Annotated in this window: 19 protein-coding genes; 10 read left to right on the forward strand and 9 right to left on the reverse strand. The window is 71.4% G+C overall.

The genetic code is table 11. The features are described from left to right. Nucleotides 1–10 precede the first annotated feature (10 nt). Complete coding sequence (gene trpS / locus IE096_RS18225) at nucleotides 11–1,024, reverse strand: tryptophan--tRNA ligase (RefSeq protein WP_189453011.1); 1,014 nt, start codon at nucleotides 1,022–1,024, stop codon at nucleotides 11–13. Between the two features lie 144 nt (nucleotides 1,025–1,168). On the opposite strand from trpS, the gene rocD reads away from it, so the two are divergent. After that, nucleotides 1,169–2,377 carry an ornithine--oxo-acid transaminase gene (gene rocD / locus IE096_RS18230; protein ID WP_189453013.1) on the forward strand — a complete coding sequence of 403 codons (1,209 nt, stop codon included), beginning with the start codon at nucleotides 1,169–1,171 and terminating at the stop codon, nucleotides 2,375–2,377. Here rocD and IE096_RS18235 read toward each other — a convergent pair. After that, complete coding sequence (locus tag IE096_RS18235; RefSeq protein ID WP_189453015.1) at nucleotides 2,316–3,359, reverse strand: Lrp/AsnC family transcriptional regulator; 1,044 nt, start codon at nucleotides 3,357–3,359, stop codon at nucleotides 2,316–2,318. The genes rocD and IE096_RS18235 overlap by 62 nt on opposite strands. Nucleotides 3,360–3,443: 84 nt before the next feature. Here IE096_RS18235 and IE096_RS18240 point away from each other — a divergent pair, with 84 nt between their 5' ends. Further along, nucleotides 3,444–4,250, forward strand: coding sequence for a class I SAM-dependent methyltransferase (locus IE096_RS18240; protein WP_189453017.1), 807 nt, complete (start codon nucleotides 3,444–3,446; stop codon nucleotides 4,248–4,250). A gap of 4 nt (nucleotides 4,251–4,254) precedes the next feature. Here IE096_RS18240 and IE096_RS18245 read toward each other — a convergent pair whose 3' ends face one another. From IE096_RS18245 to IE096_RS18255, 3 genes are all read right to left on the reverse strand, one after another. Further along, on the reverse strand, nucleotides 4,255–5,460 hold the full coding sequence (locus IE096_RS18245) for a glutathionylspermidine synthase family protein (RefSeq protein WP_189453018.1): 1,206 nt from the start codon (nucleotides 5,458–5,460) through the stop codon (nucleotides 4,255–4,257). A 9-nt stretch (nucleotides 5,461–5,469) separates the two neighbouring features. Next, the gene (locus IE096_RS18250; RefSeq protein WP_189453020.1) at nucleotides 5,470–5,802 is read right to left on the reverse strand and encodes a hypothetical protein; all 333 of its coding nucleotides are present in this window, start codon (nucleotides 5,800–5,802) and stop codon (nucleotides 5,470–5,472) included. Between the two features lie 74 nt (nucleotides 5,803–5,876). Beyond that, entirely contained in the window at nucleotides 5,877–6,638 is a 762-nt protein-coding gene (locus tag IE096_RS18255) for a serine hydrolase (RefSeq protein ID WP_189453021.1), read from the reverse strand. A gap of 60 nt (nucleotides 6,639–6,698) precedes the next feature. Between IE096_RS18255 and IE096_RS18260 the strand changes: the two genes are divergently transcribed. Next, complete coding sequence (locus tag IE096_RS18260; protein ID WP_189453564.1) at nucleotides 6,699–7,523, forward strand: hypothetical protein; 825 nt, start codon at nucleotides 6,699–6,701, stop codon at nucleotides 7,521–7,523. Between the two features lie 165 nt (nucleotides 7,524–7,688). Here the strand turns inward: IE096_RS18260 and IE096_RS18265 are convergent, their stop codons facing one another. Continuing rightward, nucleotides 7,689–8,135 (reverse strand): hypothetical protein, encoded by a 447-nt coding sequence (locus IE096_RS18265; RefSeq protein ID WP_189453023.1) that lies wholly within the window; start codon nucleotides 8,133–8,135, stop codon nucleotides 7,689–7,691. A gap of 301 nt (nucleotides 8,136–8,436) precedes the next feature. Between IE096_RS18265 and IE096_RS18270 the strand changes: the two genes are divergently transcribed. Together IE096_RS18270 and IE096_RS18275 are read left to right on the forward strand one after the other, a co-directional pair. Next, nucleotides 8,437–8,811, forward strand: coding sequence for a type II toxin-antitoxin system RelE/ParE family toxin (locus tag IE096_RS18270; RefSeq protein ID WP_189453025.1), 375 nt, complete (start codon nucleotides 8,437–8,439; stop codon nucleotides 8,809–8,811). Next, nucleotides 8,808–9,119 (forward strand): helix-turn-helix domain-containing protein, encoded by a 312-nt coding sequence (locus IE096_RS18275; protein WP_189453027.1) that lies wholly within the window; start codon nucleotides 8,808–8,810, stop codon nucleotides 9,117–9,119. The genes IE096_RS18270 and IE096_RS18275 overlap by 4 nt, the downstream gene beginning before the upstream one ends. 8 nt (nucleotides 9,120–9,127) lie before the next feature. On the opposite strand, the gene IE096_RS18280 is transcribed toward IE096_RS18275, so the two are convergent. Further along, nucleotides 9,128–9,328, reverse strand: coding sequence for a DUF397 domain-containing protein (locus IE096_RS18280; protein WP_189453029.1), 201 nt, complete (start codon nucleotides 9,326–9,328; stop codon nucleotides 9,128–9,130). Further along, entirely contained in the window at nucleotides 9,313–10,155 is an 843-nt protein-coding gene (locus IE096_RS18285; RefSeq protein ID WP_189453031.1) for a helix-turn-helix domain-containing protein, read from the reverse strand. Before IE096_RS18285 ends, IE096_RS18280 begins: the two co-directional genes overlap by 16 nt. 123 nt (nucleotides 10,156–10,278) lie before the next feature. Between IE096_RS18285 and IE096_RS18290 the strand changes: the two genes are divergently transcribed. The 3 genes from IE096_RS18290 (at nucleotide 10,279) to IE096_RS18300 (ending at nucleotide 12,557) form a co-directional block, all read left to right on the forward strand. Continuing rightward, nucleotides 10,279–10,605, forward strand: coding sequence for a hypothetical protein (locus IE096_RS18290; RefSeq protein WP_189453033.1), 327 nt, complete (start codon nucleotides 10,279–10,281; stop codon nucleotides 10,603–10,605). Between the two features lie 152 nt (nucleotides 10,606–10,757). Further along, entirely contained in the window at nucleotides 10,758–11,627 is an 870-nt protein-coding gene (locus tag IE096_RS18295) for a hypothetical protein (RefSeq protein ID WP_189453035.1), read from the forward strand. Between the two features lie 30 nt (nucleotides 11,628–11,657). Further along, nucleotides 11,658–12,557 (forward strand): YwqG family protein, encoded by a 900-nt coding sequence (locus tag IE096_RS18300; RefSeq protein WP_189453037.1) that lies wholly within the window; start codon nucleotides 11,658–11,660, stop codon nucleotides 12,555–12,557. A gap of 28 nt (nucleotides 12,558–12,585) precedes the next feature. Here IE096_RS18300 and pdxR read toward each other — a convergent pair whose 3' ends face one another. Then, entirely contained in the window at nucleotides 12,586–14,112 is a 1,527-nt protein-coding gene (pdxR, locus tag IE096_RS18305) for a MocR-like pyridoxine biosynthesis transcription factor PdxR (protein WP_189453039.1), read from the reverse strand. Between the two features lie 47 nt (nucleotides 14,113–14,159). Between pdxR and IE096_RS18310 the strand changes: the two genes are divergently transcribed. After that, nucleotides 14,160–14,642: a carboxymuconolactone decarboxylase family protein gene (locus tag IE096_RS18310; protein WP_189453041.1), complete on the forward strand. Its 483-nt coding sequence runs from the start codon at nucleotides 14,160–14,162 to the stop codon at nucleotides 14,640–14,642. Nucleotides 14,643–14,736: 94 nt separating this feature from the next. Next, nucleotides 14,737–15,120, forward strand: coding sequence for a VOC family protein (locus IE096_RS18315; protein ID WP_189453043.1), 384 nt, complete (start codon nucleotides 14,737–14,739; stop codon nucleotides 15,118–15,120). Nucleotides 15,121–15,147 lie beyond the last annotated feature (27 nt).

Consider the following 15,147-nt stretch of genomic DNA (forward strand, 5'->3'; position numbering starts at 1 on the left):
CGCGTGCCCGTCAGTGGGCGGCGGGCAGGAAGCCCACCCGGTCGTACGCCCGGGCCAGGGTGTCCGCCGCGACGGCCCGGGCCTTCTCCGCGCCCTTGGCCAGCACCGCGTCCAGCTCGGCCGGGTCGTCCAGGTACTCCTGGGTACGGGCGCGGAAGGGGGTGACGAAGTCGACCATGACCTCGGCGAGGTCCGTCTTCAGCGCGCCGTAGCCCTTGCCCTCGTACTTCTGCTCCAGCTCGGCGATCGTGGTCCCGGTGAGCGTGGAGTAGATCGTGAGGAGGTTGCTGACGCCCGGCTTCTTCTCGGCGTCGAAGCGGATGACCGTGTCGGTGTCGGTGACCGCGCTCTTGATCTTCTTCGCCGAGACCTTGGGCTCGTCGAGCAGATTGATCAGGCCCTTGGGGTTCGCCGTCGACTTGCTCATCTTCGCCGACGGGTCCTGCAGGTCGTAGATCTTCGCCGTCTCGCGGACGATGTGCGCCGACGGGAGGGTGAAGGTGTCGCCGAAGCGGCCGTTGAAGCGCTCGGCCAGATCGCGCGTGAGCTCGATGTGCTGGCGCTGGTCCTCCCCCACCGGCACCGCGTCCGCCTGGTACAGGAGGATGTCGGCGACCTGGAGGATCGGGTAGGTGAACAGGCCGACCGTGGTGGCGCCGGCACCCTGCTTGGCGGACTTGTCCTTGAACTGCGTCATGCGCGAGGCCTCGCCGAAGCCGGTGAGGCAGTTCATCACCCAGCCGAGCTGGGCGTGCTCCGGGACGTGGCTCTGCACGAACAGCGTGCAGCGCTCCGGGTCCAGCCCGGCGGCCAGCAGCTGGGCGGCCGCGATGCGGGTGTTGGCCCGCAGCTCCTTGGGGTCCTGCGGCACGGTGATCGCATGGAGGTCGACGACCATGTAGAAGGCGTCGTGGGACTCCTGCAGGGCCACGTACTGACGGACGGCACCGAGGTAGTTCCCGAGGTGGAACGAGCCTGCGGTGGGCTGGATACCGGAGAGAGCGCGCGGACGATCAAGGGCCATGCACAACATTCTCTCAGGTGCGGGCGCGGACTCGGTTCAGCTGTGGAAAACCTCGTCCACCGGGGGTGTACGGCGGGTGTACAAAGGCGTCAGCACCAGCCAGTACCAGCCAACAGCAGGCCCCGGGCCGGAACGGAGCTCACGGTGACCGCCACGGAACGCAGCATCGCCGCCGCCGAGAAGTACAGCGCGCACAACTACCACCCGCTGCCGGTCGTCGTCGCGACCGCGCAGGGCGCCTGGATGACCGACGTCGAGGGGCGCCGCTACCTCGACATGCTCGCCGGCTATTCGGCGCTGAACTTCGGCCACGGCCACCGACGACTGATCGAAGCGGCCAAGGAGCAGCTCGACAGGGTGACACTGACCTCCCGCGCCTTCCACCACGACCGCTTCGGCGAGTTCTGTACCGCGCTGGCGGAGCTGTGCGGGATGGAGATGGTCCTGCCCATGAACACGGGCGCCGAGGCCGTGGAGACGGCCGTGAAGACCGCCCGCAAGTGGGGCTACCGCGTCAAGGGCGTGCCCGACGGCAAGGCGAAGATCGTCGTCGCGGACAACAACTTCCACGGCCGGACGACCACGATCATCAGCTTCTCCACGGACGAGGAGGCCCGGGCGGACTACGGCCCCTACACCCCCGGCTTCGAGATCGTCCCGTACGGCGACCTGGCGGCCCTGGAGGCCGCCGTCGACGAGCACACCGTGGCCGTGCTGCTGGAGCCCATCCAGGGCGAGGCGGGCGTCCTGGTGCCGCCGGCCGGCTATCTGCCGGGCGTCCGCCGGCTCACGCGGGAGCGGAACGTCCTCTTCATGGCGGACGAGATCCAGTCCGGGCTCGGCAGAACGGGCCGGACGTTCGCCTGCGAGCACGAGGACGTGGTCCCCGACGTCTACATCCTCGGCAAGGCGCTCGGCGGCGGCGTGGTCCCCGTCTCGGCGGTCGTCTCCTCGCGCGAGGTGCTGGGCGTCTACAAGCCGGGCGAGCACGGTTCCACCTTCGGGGGGAATCCGCTGGCGTGCGCGGTGGCCCTGGAGGTCATCGAGATCCTCCGCTCCGGCGAGTACCAGGAACGCGCGGCCCTCCTCGGCGACCACCTCCACCACGAACTCGGCCTCCTGACCGGCGGCCCGGCCGTCACGGCCGTCCGCGGCCGGGGTCTGTGGGCGGGCGTCGACATCGCCCCGGGCATCGGCACGGGCCGCGAGGTCTCGGAGCGGCTGATGGCACGCGGGGTGCTGGTCAAGGACACCCACGGCGCGACGATCCGCATCGCCCCGCCGCTGGTCATCAGCAAGGAGGACCTGGACTGGGGGCTGGAGCGGCTGCGGGAGGTCCTGACGGCCGGCTGAACCCCCGGCGCGGTGACAGCAGCGCCCCCGCGCGCTTGACGTGCCGGGTGACCAACGCTGTCTCGGCGCCCCGCACCCCGGGCAGGGCGCCGACGCGCAGGGCGAGGTAGTCGTACAGCGCGTCGGCGTCCCGGACGACGACGCTCACCATCATGTTGCTCGGCCCGGTGACGGCGGCGGCGTACGCCACTTCGGCGTGCCCGGCGAGGGCCTCGGCGACGGCGCCGAGCCGGGCGGGGGCGATGCTCAGCCACAGCACGGCCTCGCAGTCGAAGCCGTAGAGCGCCGGGTCGATGTCGACGTCGAAGTACAGCGCCCCGGTGGCCCGGAGCTCCTCGATCCGGCGCCGCACGGTGGACTGCGACCAGCCCGTGACGGCGGCCAGTTCGGGGACGGCGGCACGCCCGTCCTTCGCGAGGACGTCCAGCAACCGCTGATCGGCCGCGGTCGGTTCCATCCGGACGCCGCCCGTGGGCGCCGGCCGGGACAGCTCCGCGACCTGTCGCGCGTCGAGCGCGTCGGTACGCCCCGGCCAGCCGGCCGTACCGGCGACCGGGCGCAGCACACAGTGGGCGGTGACCCCGGTGATCCGCGGAGTTCTGGGCAGCTTGGACAGCAGCAGGCTCCCCGGGCCCGAGCCTGCCCGGGCCCGGGTGACGCAGGTGACCTCGGTGCCGCCGGAGGCGAGCCCCACCCATGAGGTGTCCGCCCGCTCGGCCAGCGCGGCGGCGATCGCCGCCGAGGCGTCGGGCGCGCACTGGATCCGTACGCCCCAGTCGACGAGGCCCAGGCTCCGGGCGTCCGGCAGCCCGACGACGCGCAGTGCGCCGGCCGCGCGCAGCCGGTGGTAACGGCGGGCGATCGTCCGGTCCGAGGTGCCGAGGACGGCGGCGACGCGGCTGAAGGGGACGCGTCCGTCGAGCTGGAGGGCGTGGGCCAACTGCCGGTCGAGGAGGTCGAGATCGCGTATGACGGAATCCACCGGGAGACGGTATCGGATGTCGGATTACGTCAGAGGAAGGCCGGACAGGGACGCGGCCCGCCGGGGGCGGCGAGGGTCATCGGCATGACGCAACACAACGAACTCGATCCCGTCGCGCGCACCGCACTGCTCACGGCCGCCCAGCGGGCCCGCGAATCGACCAGGGCGGACGCCCTCTTCCACGACCCTCTCGCCGCCACCCTCGCCGGTCCGCCGGGCGCGGGCCTGCTGGCGGACTTCGGCGACACACCGCTGATTTCGGTCCGGACGCGGTTCTTTGACGAGGCAATCGGGCGCGCGATGGAGCACGGGAGTCCTCATCGGCTCGTGATCGTCGCGGCGGGGATGGACACCCGCGCGTACCGGCTGGGGCTGCCCGGCGAGGTGACGGTCTACGAGCTGGACCGGCCGGAGGTCCTGGACCGCAAGGAGCGGCTGCTGGACGGCGTCGCCGCGCCGACGTGCCGCCGCGTCGGGGTGGGCGTCGACCTCGCGACGGCCGACTGGGGCGAGGCCCTGGCCGAAGCGGGATTCCGGGCGGCCGACGGGCCGACGTGCTGGCTCGTGGAAGGGCTGAACCAGTACCTGGCGGAGCCGGACGTGCTCGCGCTCCTCGACCGGATCTCGGCCCTGTCCGCACCGGGAAGCCGGCTCCTCACCGACTTCGTGCCCGCCGCGCTCCTCGCCGCGCCCGAGGCCCGTCCGCTGCTGCGGCTGATGGCGGAGTGGGGCGCGCCGTGGCTGTACGGCACGGACGAGCCCGAGGCGCTGCTCGCGGGGTTCGGGTGGCGGGCCGAGGTGCGGTCGTTCGCCGAGGTGGGCGAGGAGCTGGGACGGTGGCTGCCGGGCGGGCGGGAGCTGTCGGGGTGGGTGGTGGAGGCGGCGCGGTAGCGGGTCAGCCCTCCGGCAGGATGACATGGGGGACGAAGCGGGCGTACCCGTCCGTGACCAGGTTCGCCGACTCCCGGATGCCCAGCCCCGCGGGCTCGCCGTCGACGACCCAGGCGCCCAGCACGACGTGGTTGCCGTCGAAGGCGGGCAGTGGGGCGAACTGCTGGTAGCAGCAGGGCTCGTCCCGCACCGCGGGGGCGCTCCCGGCGGGGTGGAGGGTGACGCCCGCGCCCTCGCGCCCGAAGAGCGGCTTGGCCGCCCACCCGGTTTCGCGGGCGAGTTCGCGGGGGCCGTCCAGATAGGCGGGCAGCAGATTCGGGTGTCCGGGGAAGAGTTCCCAGAGGACCGCCAGCAGCGCTTTGTTGGAGAGCAGCATCTTCCACGCCGGTTCGATCCACAGCGTGGACCCCGTGCCGCCGCCGTTGTCGAGCGTGTCGAGCACGTGCGGGCCGAAGTCGTCCTCGGCCAGCCATTCCCAGGGGTAGAGCTTGAAACAGGCCCGGACGAAACGGAGTTTCTTGTCGACGAAACGGCCGGAGAGGCCGTCCCAGCCGATGTCCTCCATCGCGATGACGTCCGTCGCGATGCCCGCCTGTTCCGCCGTCTCGCGGAGATAGGCGACGGTCATCAGGTCCTCGCCCAGTTCGTCGCCGATGGAATGCGCGAAATGCACGGGCGCGCCGGGCGGCAGCAGGGCCGCCTGGCGGCGCCAGGCGTCGACGAGCCGTTCGTGGAGGGAATTCCACTGGTCGGCGTCGGGCACGCCGGCGAAGCGTTCCTCCATCCAGAACCACTGCGGACCGGCCGCCTCCACGAGGGATGTCGGGGTGTCGGCGTTGTACTCCAGCATCTTCGCGGGGCCGCCGCGCCCGTCGTAGTGGAGGTCGAAGCGGCCGTAGAGGGAGGGGATTTCCTCGCGGCGCCGCCAGGACTCGCTGATCAGAGCCGTCAGCCGGGGGTCGGCCAGGCCGAGGTCCGCGAAGCGGTGGTGCTCCACGATGTGCGCGGCCGCGGCCAGGCACATCGTGTGGAGCTCCTCGACGACGTCCTCCAGCGCCTCGACCTCGGGCAGCGTGAAGGAGTAGTACGCGCTCTCGTCCCAGTACGGCCGCAGGGAGCCGTCAGGTTCCCGGGTGAGCGGATAGATCAGGCCCTGTTCCTCGACGGTGTGCTGCCAGCCGGGGCGAGGGGTGGTGCGATGACGGCGCATGTCCGGGGATCAGCCGCCGCTCGAACCGGAATGGCTCTTGGAGGAGGAACAGCCGAAACCGCCCCGGGAAACGGCCTTGCTCTTGTCGAACGTACCGGCCTTGGCGCGACTGCCGGAATCGCCGGAGTTGTAGTACCAGGTACCGGCGGCGTGACCGCCGCCGGTGCTCTTGCAGGACTTGGAGTCGAGGACTTTGTAGCCCTTTCCCGCCTCATAGCTGTTGCGGTCGACACAGCGTTTGTCCGGCTCGGATCCGCAGGAGGTGAGAGCGGCGGCGAGCACGCCCATTCCGCCCAATATGACCGTGCTGGACCGCAGACGCCGTCGCGCCTTCTTCTCCATTCGCTGACGCCCCCGTCGCGTTCGAAAGTTCAAGAGTTCGAAAGTTCGACCACCCTAAACCCGGGTGCGGAAGATCATTCCGCGAGGGTGTGCGCGAGGGCGTGCCGGGCCGCCCAGACCCGCGCCGAGATCCGCGCGAGGAGGCGGGCGGCGGGGTCGTCCACGTCCTCCCCGTTGGCGAGGGGGCCCGTGTAGCAGACGGCGATCGTGTACGGCCCGGCGTCGGGCGGGTGGACGACGGCGGCGCTGTGCCGCACCCCGGGGAACCAGCCGTTCTTCCCCGCCAGCCGGGTCCCCGGCGGCAGCCCCGCCGCCAGGTCCACGCGGTGGACGTTGCCCTCCAGCAGGGCGAGCAGCTCCGGCTCCAGCGATTCCAGCAGCCGGACCAGGTCCCCCGCCGTGATCAGGTTGCGCACGCCCGCCGCGCGCCCCGGCGCGTCCTCGATGCCGCGCGGCGTATCGCTCCCGTGCGCCCCCGCCCGCTTCCACACCTCGGCCACGGCCTCCCGGCCGGCCTCGGCGAGACAGAGGTTGGTGGCCAGGTTCGAGGAGTGCGTCACCATCCGCTCGGCGAGCCAGCGCAACGGCGCGGTGCCGCCCAGGAGTTCCCATGGCTCGTCGTCGCTGTCGTAGGACCGCTCGTTGGCGAAAGTGTCGGTCCCCGTCACAGAGACGAAACGATTGACGACCGGAATCCGCCGGTCGAGATCCGTTCCGTTCCGGTACAGCGCCGCGAGCACCGCGGCCTTCATCGTGCTCGCCGCGTCGTGCGGCACGTCCGGGTTCCGCGCGACGACGGGAGCGCGCCGCCAGGGCGCCACGACTACGGAAAGCACGAGTCGACTCTAAGGTCCCGGCGGCTCCGCCGCCCTAGAGTCGGAGGCGTGTTCCTCGGCATGCTCTGCGCACTCGGCACGGCGGTCTGCTTCGGCACCGCCTCCGTCCTCCAGGCCGCCGCCACCCGGGCCACCGCGCCCGGCACGGGCTCCGGCGTGGACCCGATGCTCCTGATGCGGGCGTTGCGCCAGTGGCGCTACCTCGCCGGGCTCGCCCTGGACGGCGTCGGCTTCCTGCTGGAGCTCGTCGCCCTCCGCACCCTGCCCATCTACGCGGTGAGCGCCGCCCTCGCCGCGAGCCTGGCCGTCACGGCCGTCACCGCCTCGCGCGTGCTGGGCGTGCGGCTCAGCGGCGTGGAGTGGGCGGCGGTGCTGGTGGTGTGCGGCGGGCTGGCGATGCTGGGCCTGTCCTCCGGCGCGGAGGGCACAGGTACGGGCGACACCGCGCTACGGGTGGGCGTCCTGGCCACGGCGGTGGGCGTCCTCGCCTTCGGCGCGGTGGCGGGCCGGGCGCGGGGCCGGACCCGGGCGGCGGCGCTGGGCCTGGGCGCGGGGTTCGGCTTCGGGGTGGTGGAGGTCTCCGTCCGCCTGATCGACGACTTCGCACCGTCGGCGGTGCTGACCAACCCGGCGACGTACGCCCTGCTGATCGGCGGCGGAGCGGCGTTCCTGCTCCTGACCTCCGCGCTGCAGCGCGGCTCGGTCACGGCCGCCACGGCGGGCATGGTCATCGGCGAGACCATCGGCCCGGCCTGGGTGGGCGTCTCCTGGCTCGGCGACCGCACGAGGGAGGGGCTGATGCCGCTCGCGGTGACGGGCTTCGCGCTGGCGGTGCTGGGGGCGCTGGCCCTGGCCCGGTTCGGGGAGGCGCCGGCGGAGGAGTGAGGGGCGTCCGTTTGTGCCGGACGTAATCAGCACGTGTGGGGCCGGATGGAGTGGGGTACGCGCTGTTGTGTCGTCGGCAACGACAGCGGGGCGACCGGTCGGCCGAGTAAGGCCGCCGATCGCCCCGCGCCGCGCGCTGCACTACTGCGCGCACTACTCCGCGTACTACTCCGCGTCGACCGGACGCACGAACTCCAGGGTCCACGTCTCCTGGAACTCCGGCTTCGGCGGCACGACTTCGATCTGGGCGCCACGGTGGCCCGCCCGGAGGGCGAGGCCCTTCTCGTTGAGGATCTTCACGCCGCCCAGGACACCTTCGAAGGTGAACTTCGCCAGCTCGGGGCGCGGGACGGCGTTGACGAAGATCCTGTCGTCGGCGATCACCAGACCGGCGGCGTCGTGGCTGGCCAGCCGGATCACATACGGCGAGCCGGGGACCGGCTCGGCGGGCTCGATGATCCACTCCTGCTCGATCGGGAGCGGGTTGAACCGGTCGACGATCACGGGCGCGCCGTGCTTCACGGCATGCTCCGTGGCCGTCACCAGGGAGGACGGGCCGATGATGTGAGCGTGGATCTTGTAGATGCCAGGCTTGATCGGGATCGGAGGCATGGGCGTGGCGTCCTCTCTCACGTCCGCTTCCACCGACGGCGGGCCGCCGCCGGTGAGACGCCCTCCACCTTTGCGGCGCGTCCGGGCGCCGACTAGGGCGGGATATCGCCAAGGCGATTACGGCGCGGACTGCTCGGTCGCGCTTGCGAATCTGTTCCCGGGAACCTCGGGCACCGACTCTGACCGCCCCGCTCAAAAGCTGCGGGCGCTGTTTGTGCGCACGCCAGTCCGGATCACCCGATCAGGCGATTGCCGCCAGGTTTCGCCAACGGGTGTGGGCCCTGCCCCTAGCGTCCCGCCGGTGGAGCAGCTCTACGAGATCGAGATCGAACCCGAAGTCGAAGCGTGGCTCAGCGCCTTATCTCCAGACCAGTACCGCGTCGTGGAACGCCACGCGGACCGGCTGGCCGGCGCCCCCACGACACTCGGCGAACCCTACTCGCGCCACCTCAGCGGATCGGTGCGGGAACTTCGATTCCACCTCGGCGACAACGCCATACGCGTCACCTATTGGCTCGCTCCCGAGCGCCGTATCGTGTTCTTGACCGTCTTCCGAAAGACCCGGATGCGGGAGGAACGGGAGGTCCAGAGGGCCTTGTGGGCTCAGAAGGAGTGCGAGGAATCGCATCCCCGGGCAGTGGTCACCTACCACCGGACATTCGAGGAGTCGCTGTGAGCACGGGGCACCACGCGTCGTGGAAGATCCCGGAGGAACACCGGGCCGACCCGGCGTACGTCGAGGCGGGCGCCGCCATCGCTCTGGGCCAGGCGGTCTACGACCGCCGGATGGCCCTGGAGATCGACCAGGGCACCCTCGCCGAGCGGGCCGGGATGTCCCTCGCCGACATCGAACGCATCGAAGGCGGCGGCACCGCCCCCACGCTCCCGCTCCTCCGCGTTCTCGCTGCCGCGCTCGACGCGAAGCTCGATGTCTCGATCGACATCGAGGACACCCACGTGTCGTTCGTGCCGCACGCGGCCTGAGTCCGGCTTCAGCCCGCGTTCGCCTTGACGGCGCGCACGAAGGCGGCCCAGGCCGGCGCCGGGAGGAACAGGGCGGGCCCTGTGGGGGATTTGCTGTCGCGGACGGGTATGAGGTCGCCGGGTATGAGGTCGGCGACCTCTAAGCAGTCATCGTTCGCGGTGCTGTACGTCGACTTGCGCCAGGCCGCGCCAATCAGTTCGAGCCCCATGTACCGAATTCCTCCATCGCCTTCTCGATCCACCTTCTGGACTCGGCTGGTGGAAGCGCCATGGCATGCACCAAGTCGTATCGGTGGCGATGCCGCGCCACCGCCCTGCGGTCCCTGACCATGTCGGTCAGGCCGAAGCCGCCTTCGAGGTACACCACGTCCGGAGCATTGTCGAAGGACAAGACCGTCAACGATCCGCCCATGGTCGCGTGTGCGCCGGCCGCGTACGGCAGAACCTGGATCTCGATTCGCGGCTTCCTGGACATCTCCAGCAGATGAGCCATCTGCGCACCCATGACAGATGGGCCTCCGACCGGCCGTCGAATCACCGCCTCGTCCAGCACGACCCACAGCAGAGGCGGAACTTCCCTCCTGAGCAGGCCGCTCCTGGCGATCCGGGCGGCCACCATCACGCCGATCTCCTCCTCAGAGCACCACGGCCCGGCGTGACTCATGATCTGCCGCGCGTACGCCTCCGTCTGGAGCAACCCCGGAACGCAATGGGCCTGGTACTGGTGAATCGCGCTGGCCCTGACCTCGTACTCCTTGTACTTACGGAACGCGTCCGACGGCGGCAGTCGCCGCAAGTGCGCCCAAAGGTCATGCAAATCGCCGTCCGCTCCCAGGACCTCATCGAGCATCTCCGACACTTCCGCTGCCGGAATCTCCTTGCCCAGTTCGAACTGGGCAATACGGCTGTGGGAGAGGTAGACCCTCTCCGCCAACTCCTTCTGCGTCCACCCGGCCCGCTCGCGCAATCTGCGCAACTTCGTGCCGTACAAGGCCGGTAGAGAACTGCTCGGGTCGAGTTCCTTGGGCGCAGGCATGGAGGCAACCACCCGTTTTCGTCTTGTCGCGCCGAAAGCCGTTACCCCTGGTGAGCGTAGCCCCACGCACCGATGCTGAGAACCGGAACCGGAGCAACAGACCACGACCGAGGTAGCCCACCCATGCCACACGACAACATCCGTCACGCCGCCGCGCGCACGGCACGCGAGCTCTCCGACGCATTCAAGGCTCACGGCTGTACGGTCCAGGTCGTACCCCAAGGACCCGTCGACGGACAGATGTTCCTCTTCATCGACGACGCGCTCACCGGCTATGAGGCCCAGCTCCTCACCGCCGCCCTCGCCGCCTACACCGCGCCCCCGCCGCGTTGCGAGGAGTGCCAGGCCATCAAGCGCGACCGCGCCAAAGCCGTGCGCGACGGAAACCGCGAGATGGCCATGAAGGTCGCCACCGCCATGGGAGTCCATCAGCGCGTATCGCACGGCTGATCTATTCGTAACCGTACGGGTGTTGGGGCGCCGGAACGCCCCCTTCGGCACACTCCCGTGGAGTACGTTCCCGCACATACGAATCGACCCCCGGCGGTGAGACAACACCGGCCCGGGGGTCTACACCCACCAGGAGATAAGGGCTCCCGCAGATGTTCCGGCATGCTATCGCGCCCACCCGCTTCTACACCCCCGTCTCGAACGAGATCATCCGCCACCCCCGCCTCTCCTCCGACGCCAAGTGCCTTCTCCTGTGGCAGCTTTCGCTCCCACCCGGCGCCGACGAGGCCCTCTCCGAATCGGCCCGGCGGGCCGGGATCAAGAAGACCGCGTTCGGCCGCGCCAAGCGCGAACTCCTCGCGGAGGGTTACGTCCACGAGTGGCGCCTCCCCGGGCCCCGAGGACGCTGGTCCACGACACAGCTCGTATCGAATGTCCCGCTGACGGACGCCGAGGCGCTGGCCCTGCGCGACGGACGCGGCGGACGCGAGAACGTGACGCCGCCGACGGACGCCCCTCCGGCCCCCGGTCGGCCGACCGGCCAGGCCGTCGGACGTCCCCAGGAAAACACCGGGGAGAACACTCCCCACCCCCGCGCCACCGCCGCCCTCACCGCCGTCTCCCGCTCCGAACGGAGACTGCGGCTCTCCGCGCGGGACGTCCGGGCGCTCGCGCCGCTCGCGGCGGAGTGGTTCAGCCGTGGGGCGACGCTCGCCGAGTTGCGCGACGCGCTGACGTCGGGGCTTCCCGACGCCGTCCGATCCCCCGTAGGGCTGGCCCGTGACCGGCTCACGCGGAAGATGCCGGACCCGGCGCCCGAGCCGACGCCGCCGCCCACCCCCCTCCGCTCCTGCGCGGGCGGCTGTGGGCGGGTGTTCCGGCCCGTCACCGACGAGGCGGCCTGCCGCGATTGCCGTGCCGAGCGGGCCGCTGACGACGCCGCTGACGACGCCTCCGGCGCCATCGCCGCGACGAGACGCGGCATGGCCGCGATCCGGGACATCCTCGCAGCTCAGACGTGATTGTCAGTGGTGGGGTGCATCATCGTCGGCATGACTGAGAGCACGCTGCACGACCTCGCCCGGACGCTCCTGCCCGCCGATCTCGCCGAGCGCTGGATTTCCCTTCTCCGCCCGGCCGCGCGGCTGGTGGCGACGCCGGAGCCCGGGCCGGAGGACGTGGTGGTCGGGCGGCTGGGCGGGCTGCCCGAGCTGCCGGAGGGCATGGCGTGGCCGGTGTGGGAGGGGCACGGGCCGCTGTCGTTCGTCGCGTCCGTCGACTGCGCGGCGCTGCCCACGGGCTCGCTGGACATAACGCTGCCCGCCGACGGGACGCTGTCGTTCTTCTACTTCGACGGGCAGATCGACGACGGTGACGCGCTGGTCTGGCCGAAGGATCCGGAGACGTGGCCGGGCGCGCGGGTCGTCCACGTCCCGGCCGGGGTCACAGTGGCCGAGCGCGCCCTGCCCGTCGTGGACGACGAGGACGTCGAGTTCGAGGCGTACCCCGAGGTGCCGCTGACGGCCCGGGTGGAGTGGACCGCGCCCGACTCCTGGCACCCGGACTTCGTCGCGGCGCTCCACCGCGAAGGCGAGGGCAGGGCGGAGGAGGGCGACCGCCACCCGGCGGAGGCCAAGGCGTTCGTCGACGCCCTGTGGGACCTGGAGCGCGCCGCCGACCATCTCATCGGCGGCCACGCCAACCCCGTCCAGAACCCCGTGGAGTACGAGATCGCCCACGGCTTCCTCAACCGCGACGGCGGCGACATCACCTGGAGCGACCCGCGTGTCGAGGAGGAGGCCCGCCGTTGGACGCTCCTCGCCCAGATAGACACCGACGACGCGGCCGACATGATGTGGGGCGACTGCGGCGCCCTCTACTGGCTCATACGCCCCGAGGACCTGACCGCCGGCCGCTTCGATCAAGCGATGTTCACCATGCAGTGCTGCTGAGCGCGGTGAATTCCGCTGTCACGGCGCCTCACGGCGCCGGCGCCGACGGCAACACGTCGATGAGGGTCTCCAGCGCCCCCGCGAAGGCGTGCTTCGCGGGTGTTCCGTAGGCCACGAGCAGGCCGTCGCGGCCGTCCGGTACCGGGGAGGGGACGGACGGGCCGGCGGCGTCGTGGCGGAAGCGGCTCAGGCCCTCGATCGCGAGGCCCCGCCAGGCGGCGGCCTGGATCGTGGCCTGCTCGGTGCCCGGGGGGAGTTCGAGGACGGCGTGGAGGCCGGCGGCGATGCCGGTGACGCGGATGTGGGGGGCGTGCCGGGCCAGGGCGGAGACGAGTTCGTCGCGACGGCGGCGGTAGTGGAGGCGCATGGCACGGATGTGACGGTCGTAGCCGCCGGAGTTGATGAACTCGGCGAGGGTGAGCTGGTCGAGGACGCCCATGCCCCATTCGCCGGAGCGCTTCAGGTCCAGGACGTCGGCGACGAGGTGTTCGGGGAGGACGAGCCAGGCGAGGCGCAGGCCCGGCGCGAGGGACTTGCTGGCGGTGCCGCAGTAGACGACGTGTTCGGGGGCCAGGCCCTGGAGGGCGCCGACGGGCTGGCGGTCGTAGCGGAACTCGCCGTCGTAGTCGTCCTCGACGATCAGCCCGCCCGTGCGCGCGGCCCAGTCGGCGACGGCGGCGCGGCGGTCGGGGTGGAGGGGGACGCCCGTGGGGAACTGGTGGGCGGGGGTGAGGAGGACGGCACGGACGTTGCGCCGCGCCTCGTCGTCCAGCTCGGCCACCCGCGCGCCGTGGCCGTCCACGGTCAGCGGGTCCGTCCGGAGCCCGGCGCGTTCGGCGATGCCGCGGTGGACCCAGAGTCCGTACGACTCGACGCCCATCGTCTTCACGCCGCGCTGCCGCAGCACTCGTCCCAGCAGGGCGAGCCCCTGGCTGAAGCCCGCGCACAGCACGACGCGCTCGGGCGTCGTACGGACGCCGCGCGCCCGCGCCAGATAGCCGGCGAGGGCTTCGCGCAGCTCGGGGCGGCCGCGGCCGTCGCCGTAGCCGAAGGCTTCGTGGGGGACGGCGGAGATGGCGCGGCGGGCGGCGGAGAGCCAGGCGGCGCGGGGGAAGGAGGAGACGTCGCAGGGGCCGCAGCGCAGGTCGTGGACGGGCGGCGGCGGGGTGCGGGGCGGGGTGGCGCGGCGGTGGGCGGGGGCCGGGCGGGGCGGCGCGGTCCGGGAGGCCACCCGGGTGCCGGAGCCCTGCCGGGCGGTGAGCCAGCCCTCCGCGACGAGCTCGCCGTACGCCTCGGCGACGGTGTTGCGGGCGAGACCGAGGTCGGCGGCGAGGGTGCGGGAGGAGGGCAGCCGGGTGCCGGGGGCCAGGCGTCCGGAGCGGACGGCCTCGCGCAGCGCGTCGGTGAGCGCGGCGCGCACGCCGCGCTCCCCCGCGCCGACGGCCGCCCCCGTGCCCGCGCCGACGCCTGCCCCGGGGCCCGTCCCCGGGCCGGTGGCCGCTCGGGGGAGGTCCAGGTGGAGGTCCACCCCGGAAATGGCCCACGTTTTCTCCATGGGAATGGACCATACCCCTGGGCTATCCCCGGCGTAGCGTCGGTGCCATGACGACGACAGCCAAAACAAGCAGCCACCAGCACGGACCCCGCATGGACTTCTACAAGCACGCCCCCGAGGTGCGGAAGGCGATGTTCGCCCTTTCGAAGGCCGCGAACGACGGCGTGGACCCGGTCATCGGCGAGCTGGTGAAGATCCGGGCCTCGCAGCTCAACCACTGCGCCTTCTGCATCGACATGCACGTGAAGGACGCCCGTAAGGCGGGCGAGTCGGAGGCGCGCATCTACCTCCTCAACGCGTGGGAGGAGGCCCCCGGCTACTACACCGAGAAGGAGCAGGCGGCCCTCGCCCTCACCGAGGCCATCACGGTCCTCACGGACGGCTTCGTTCCGGACGAGGTCTACGAGCGCGCCGCGCGCCACTTCTCCGAGGAGGAGCTGGCCCACCTCATCGCAGCGATCATCGTGATCAACTCCTGGAACCGCATCAGCGTCTCGACCCGCGTCCAGCCCGGCTCCTACCAGCCGTGATCAAGAGCGAGTAGGCTTGGCCACAGCATCGCGCGTCGGTCACCGGCTGGGTGAGGCGTGGAGGTGCCGGAGTGCCTTCGGAGGCATAGCAGCCTTGTCAGTTCAGCTCAATCACACCATCGTCGCAGCGAAGAACAACCGGGAGTCGGCGGAATTCCTCGCCCACATCCTCGGACTGGAAGTCGGCGAGCCGTGGGGTCCGTTCGTCCCCGTCCCGCTCGCCAATGGCGTCACCCTCGATTTCGCTCCCCTTCCCCCGGGGGCGCCCTTCGCGCCGCAGCACTACGCCTTCTTGATCTCCGAGGAGGAGTTCGACGCGGCGTTCGCGCGGATCGAGGAAGCCGGGATCACCTACTGGGCCGATCCACGGCAGCAGCAGCCGATGCAGATCAACCACAACGACGGCGGCCGGGGCGTGTACTTCCCGGACCCCGCCGGCCACTTCATGGAGATCATCACCCGCCCGTACGGCGGCTGATCCCCATAGGTGAACAGGCGGAGTGGC

This window comes from Streptomyces abikoensis (genome assembly GCF_014648775.1).
GTDB lineage: Bacteria > Actinomycetota > Actinomycetes > Streptomycetales > Streptomycetaceae > Streptomyces > Streptomyces abikoensis.

Coding starts and splice junctions, on each gene's coding strand:
- trpS (WP_189453011.1), bottom strand. CDS start 1,024: ATGGCCCTTGATCGTCCGCGCGCTCTCTCCGGTATCCAGCCCACCGCA.
- IE096_RS18240 (WP_189453017.1), top strand. CDS start 3,444: ATGACGCAACACAACGAACTCGATCCCGTCGCGCGCACCGCACTGCTC.
- IE096_RS18245 (WP_189453018.1), bottom strand. CDS start 5,460: ATGCGCCGTCATCGCACCACCCCTCGCCCCGGCTGGCAGCACACCGTC.
- IE096_RS18250 (WP_189453020.1), bottom strand. CDS start 5,802: ATGGAGAAGAAGGCGCGACGGCGTCTGCGGTCCAGCACGGTCATATTG.
- IE096_RS18260 (WP_189453564.1), top strand. CDS start 6,699: ATGCTCTGCGCACTCGGCACGGCGGTCTGCTTCGGCACCGCCTCCGTC.
- IE096_RS18265 (WP_189453023.1), bottom strand. CDS start 8,135: ATGCCTCCGATCCCGATCAAGCCTGGCATCTACAAGATCCACGCTCAC.
- IE096_RS18280 (WP_189453029.1), bottom strand. CDS start 9,328: ATGGGGCTCGAACTGATTGGCGCGGCCTGGCGCAAGTCGACGTACAGC.
- IE096_RS18285 (WP_189453031.1), bottom strand. CDS start 10,155: ATGCCTGCGCCCAAGGAACTCGACCCGAGCAGTTCTCTACCGGCCTTG.
- IE096_RS18290 (WP_189453033.1), top strand. CDS start 10,279: ATGCCACACGACAACATCCGTCACGCCGCCGCGCGCACGGCACGCGAG.
- IE096_RS18295 (WP_189453035.1), top strand. CDS start 10,758: ATGTTCCGGCATGCTATCGCGCCCACCCGCTTCTACACCCCCGTCTCG.
- IE096_RS18300 (WP_189453037.1), top strand. CDS start 11,658: ATGACTGAGAGCACGCTGCACGACCTCGCCCGGACGCTCCTGCCCGCC.
- pdxR (WP_189453039.1), bottom strand. CDS start 14,112: ATGGAGAAAACGTGGGCCATTTCCGGGGTGGACCTCCACCTGGACCTC.
- IE096_RS18310 (WP_189453041.1), top strand. CDS start 14,160: ATGACGACGACAGCCAAAACAAGCAGCCACCAGCACGGACCCCGCATG.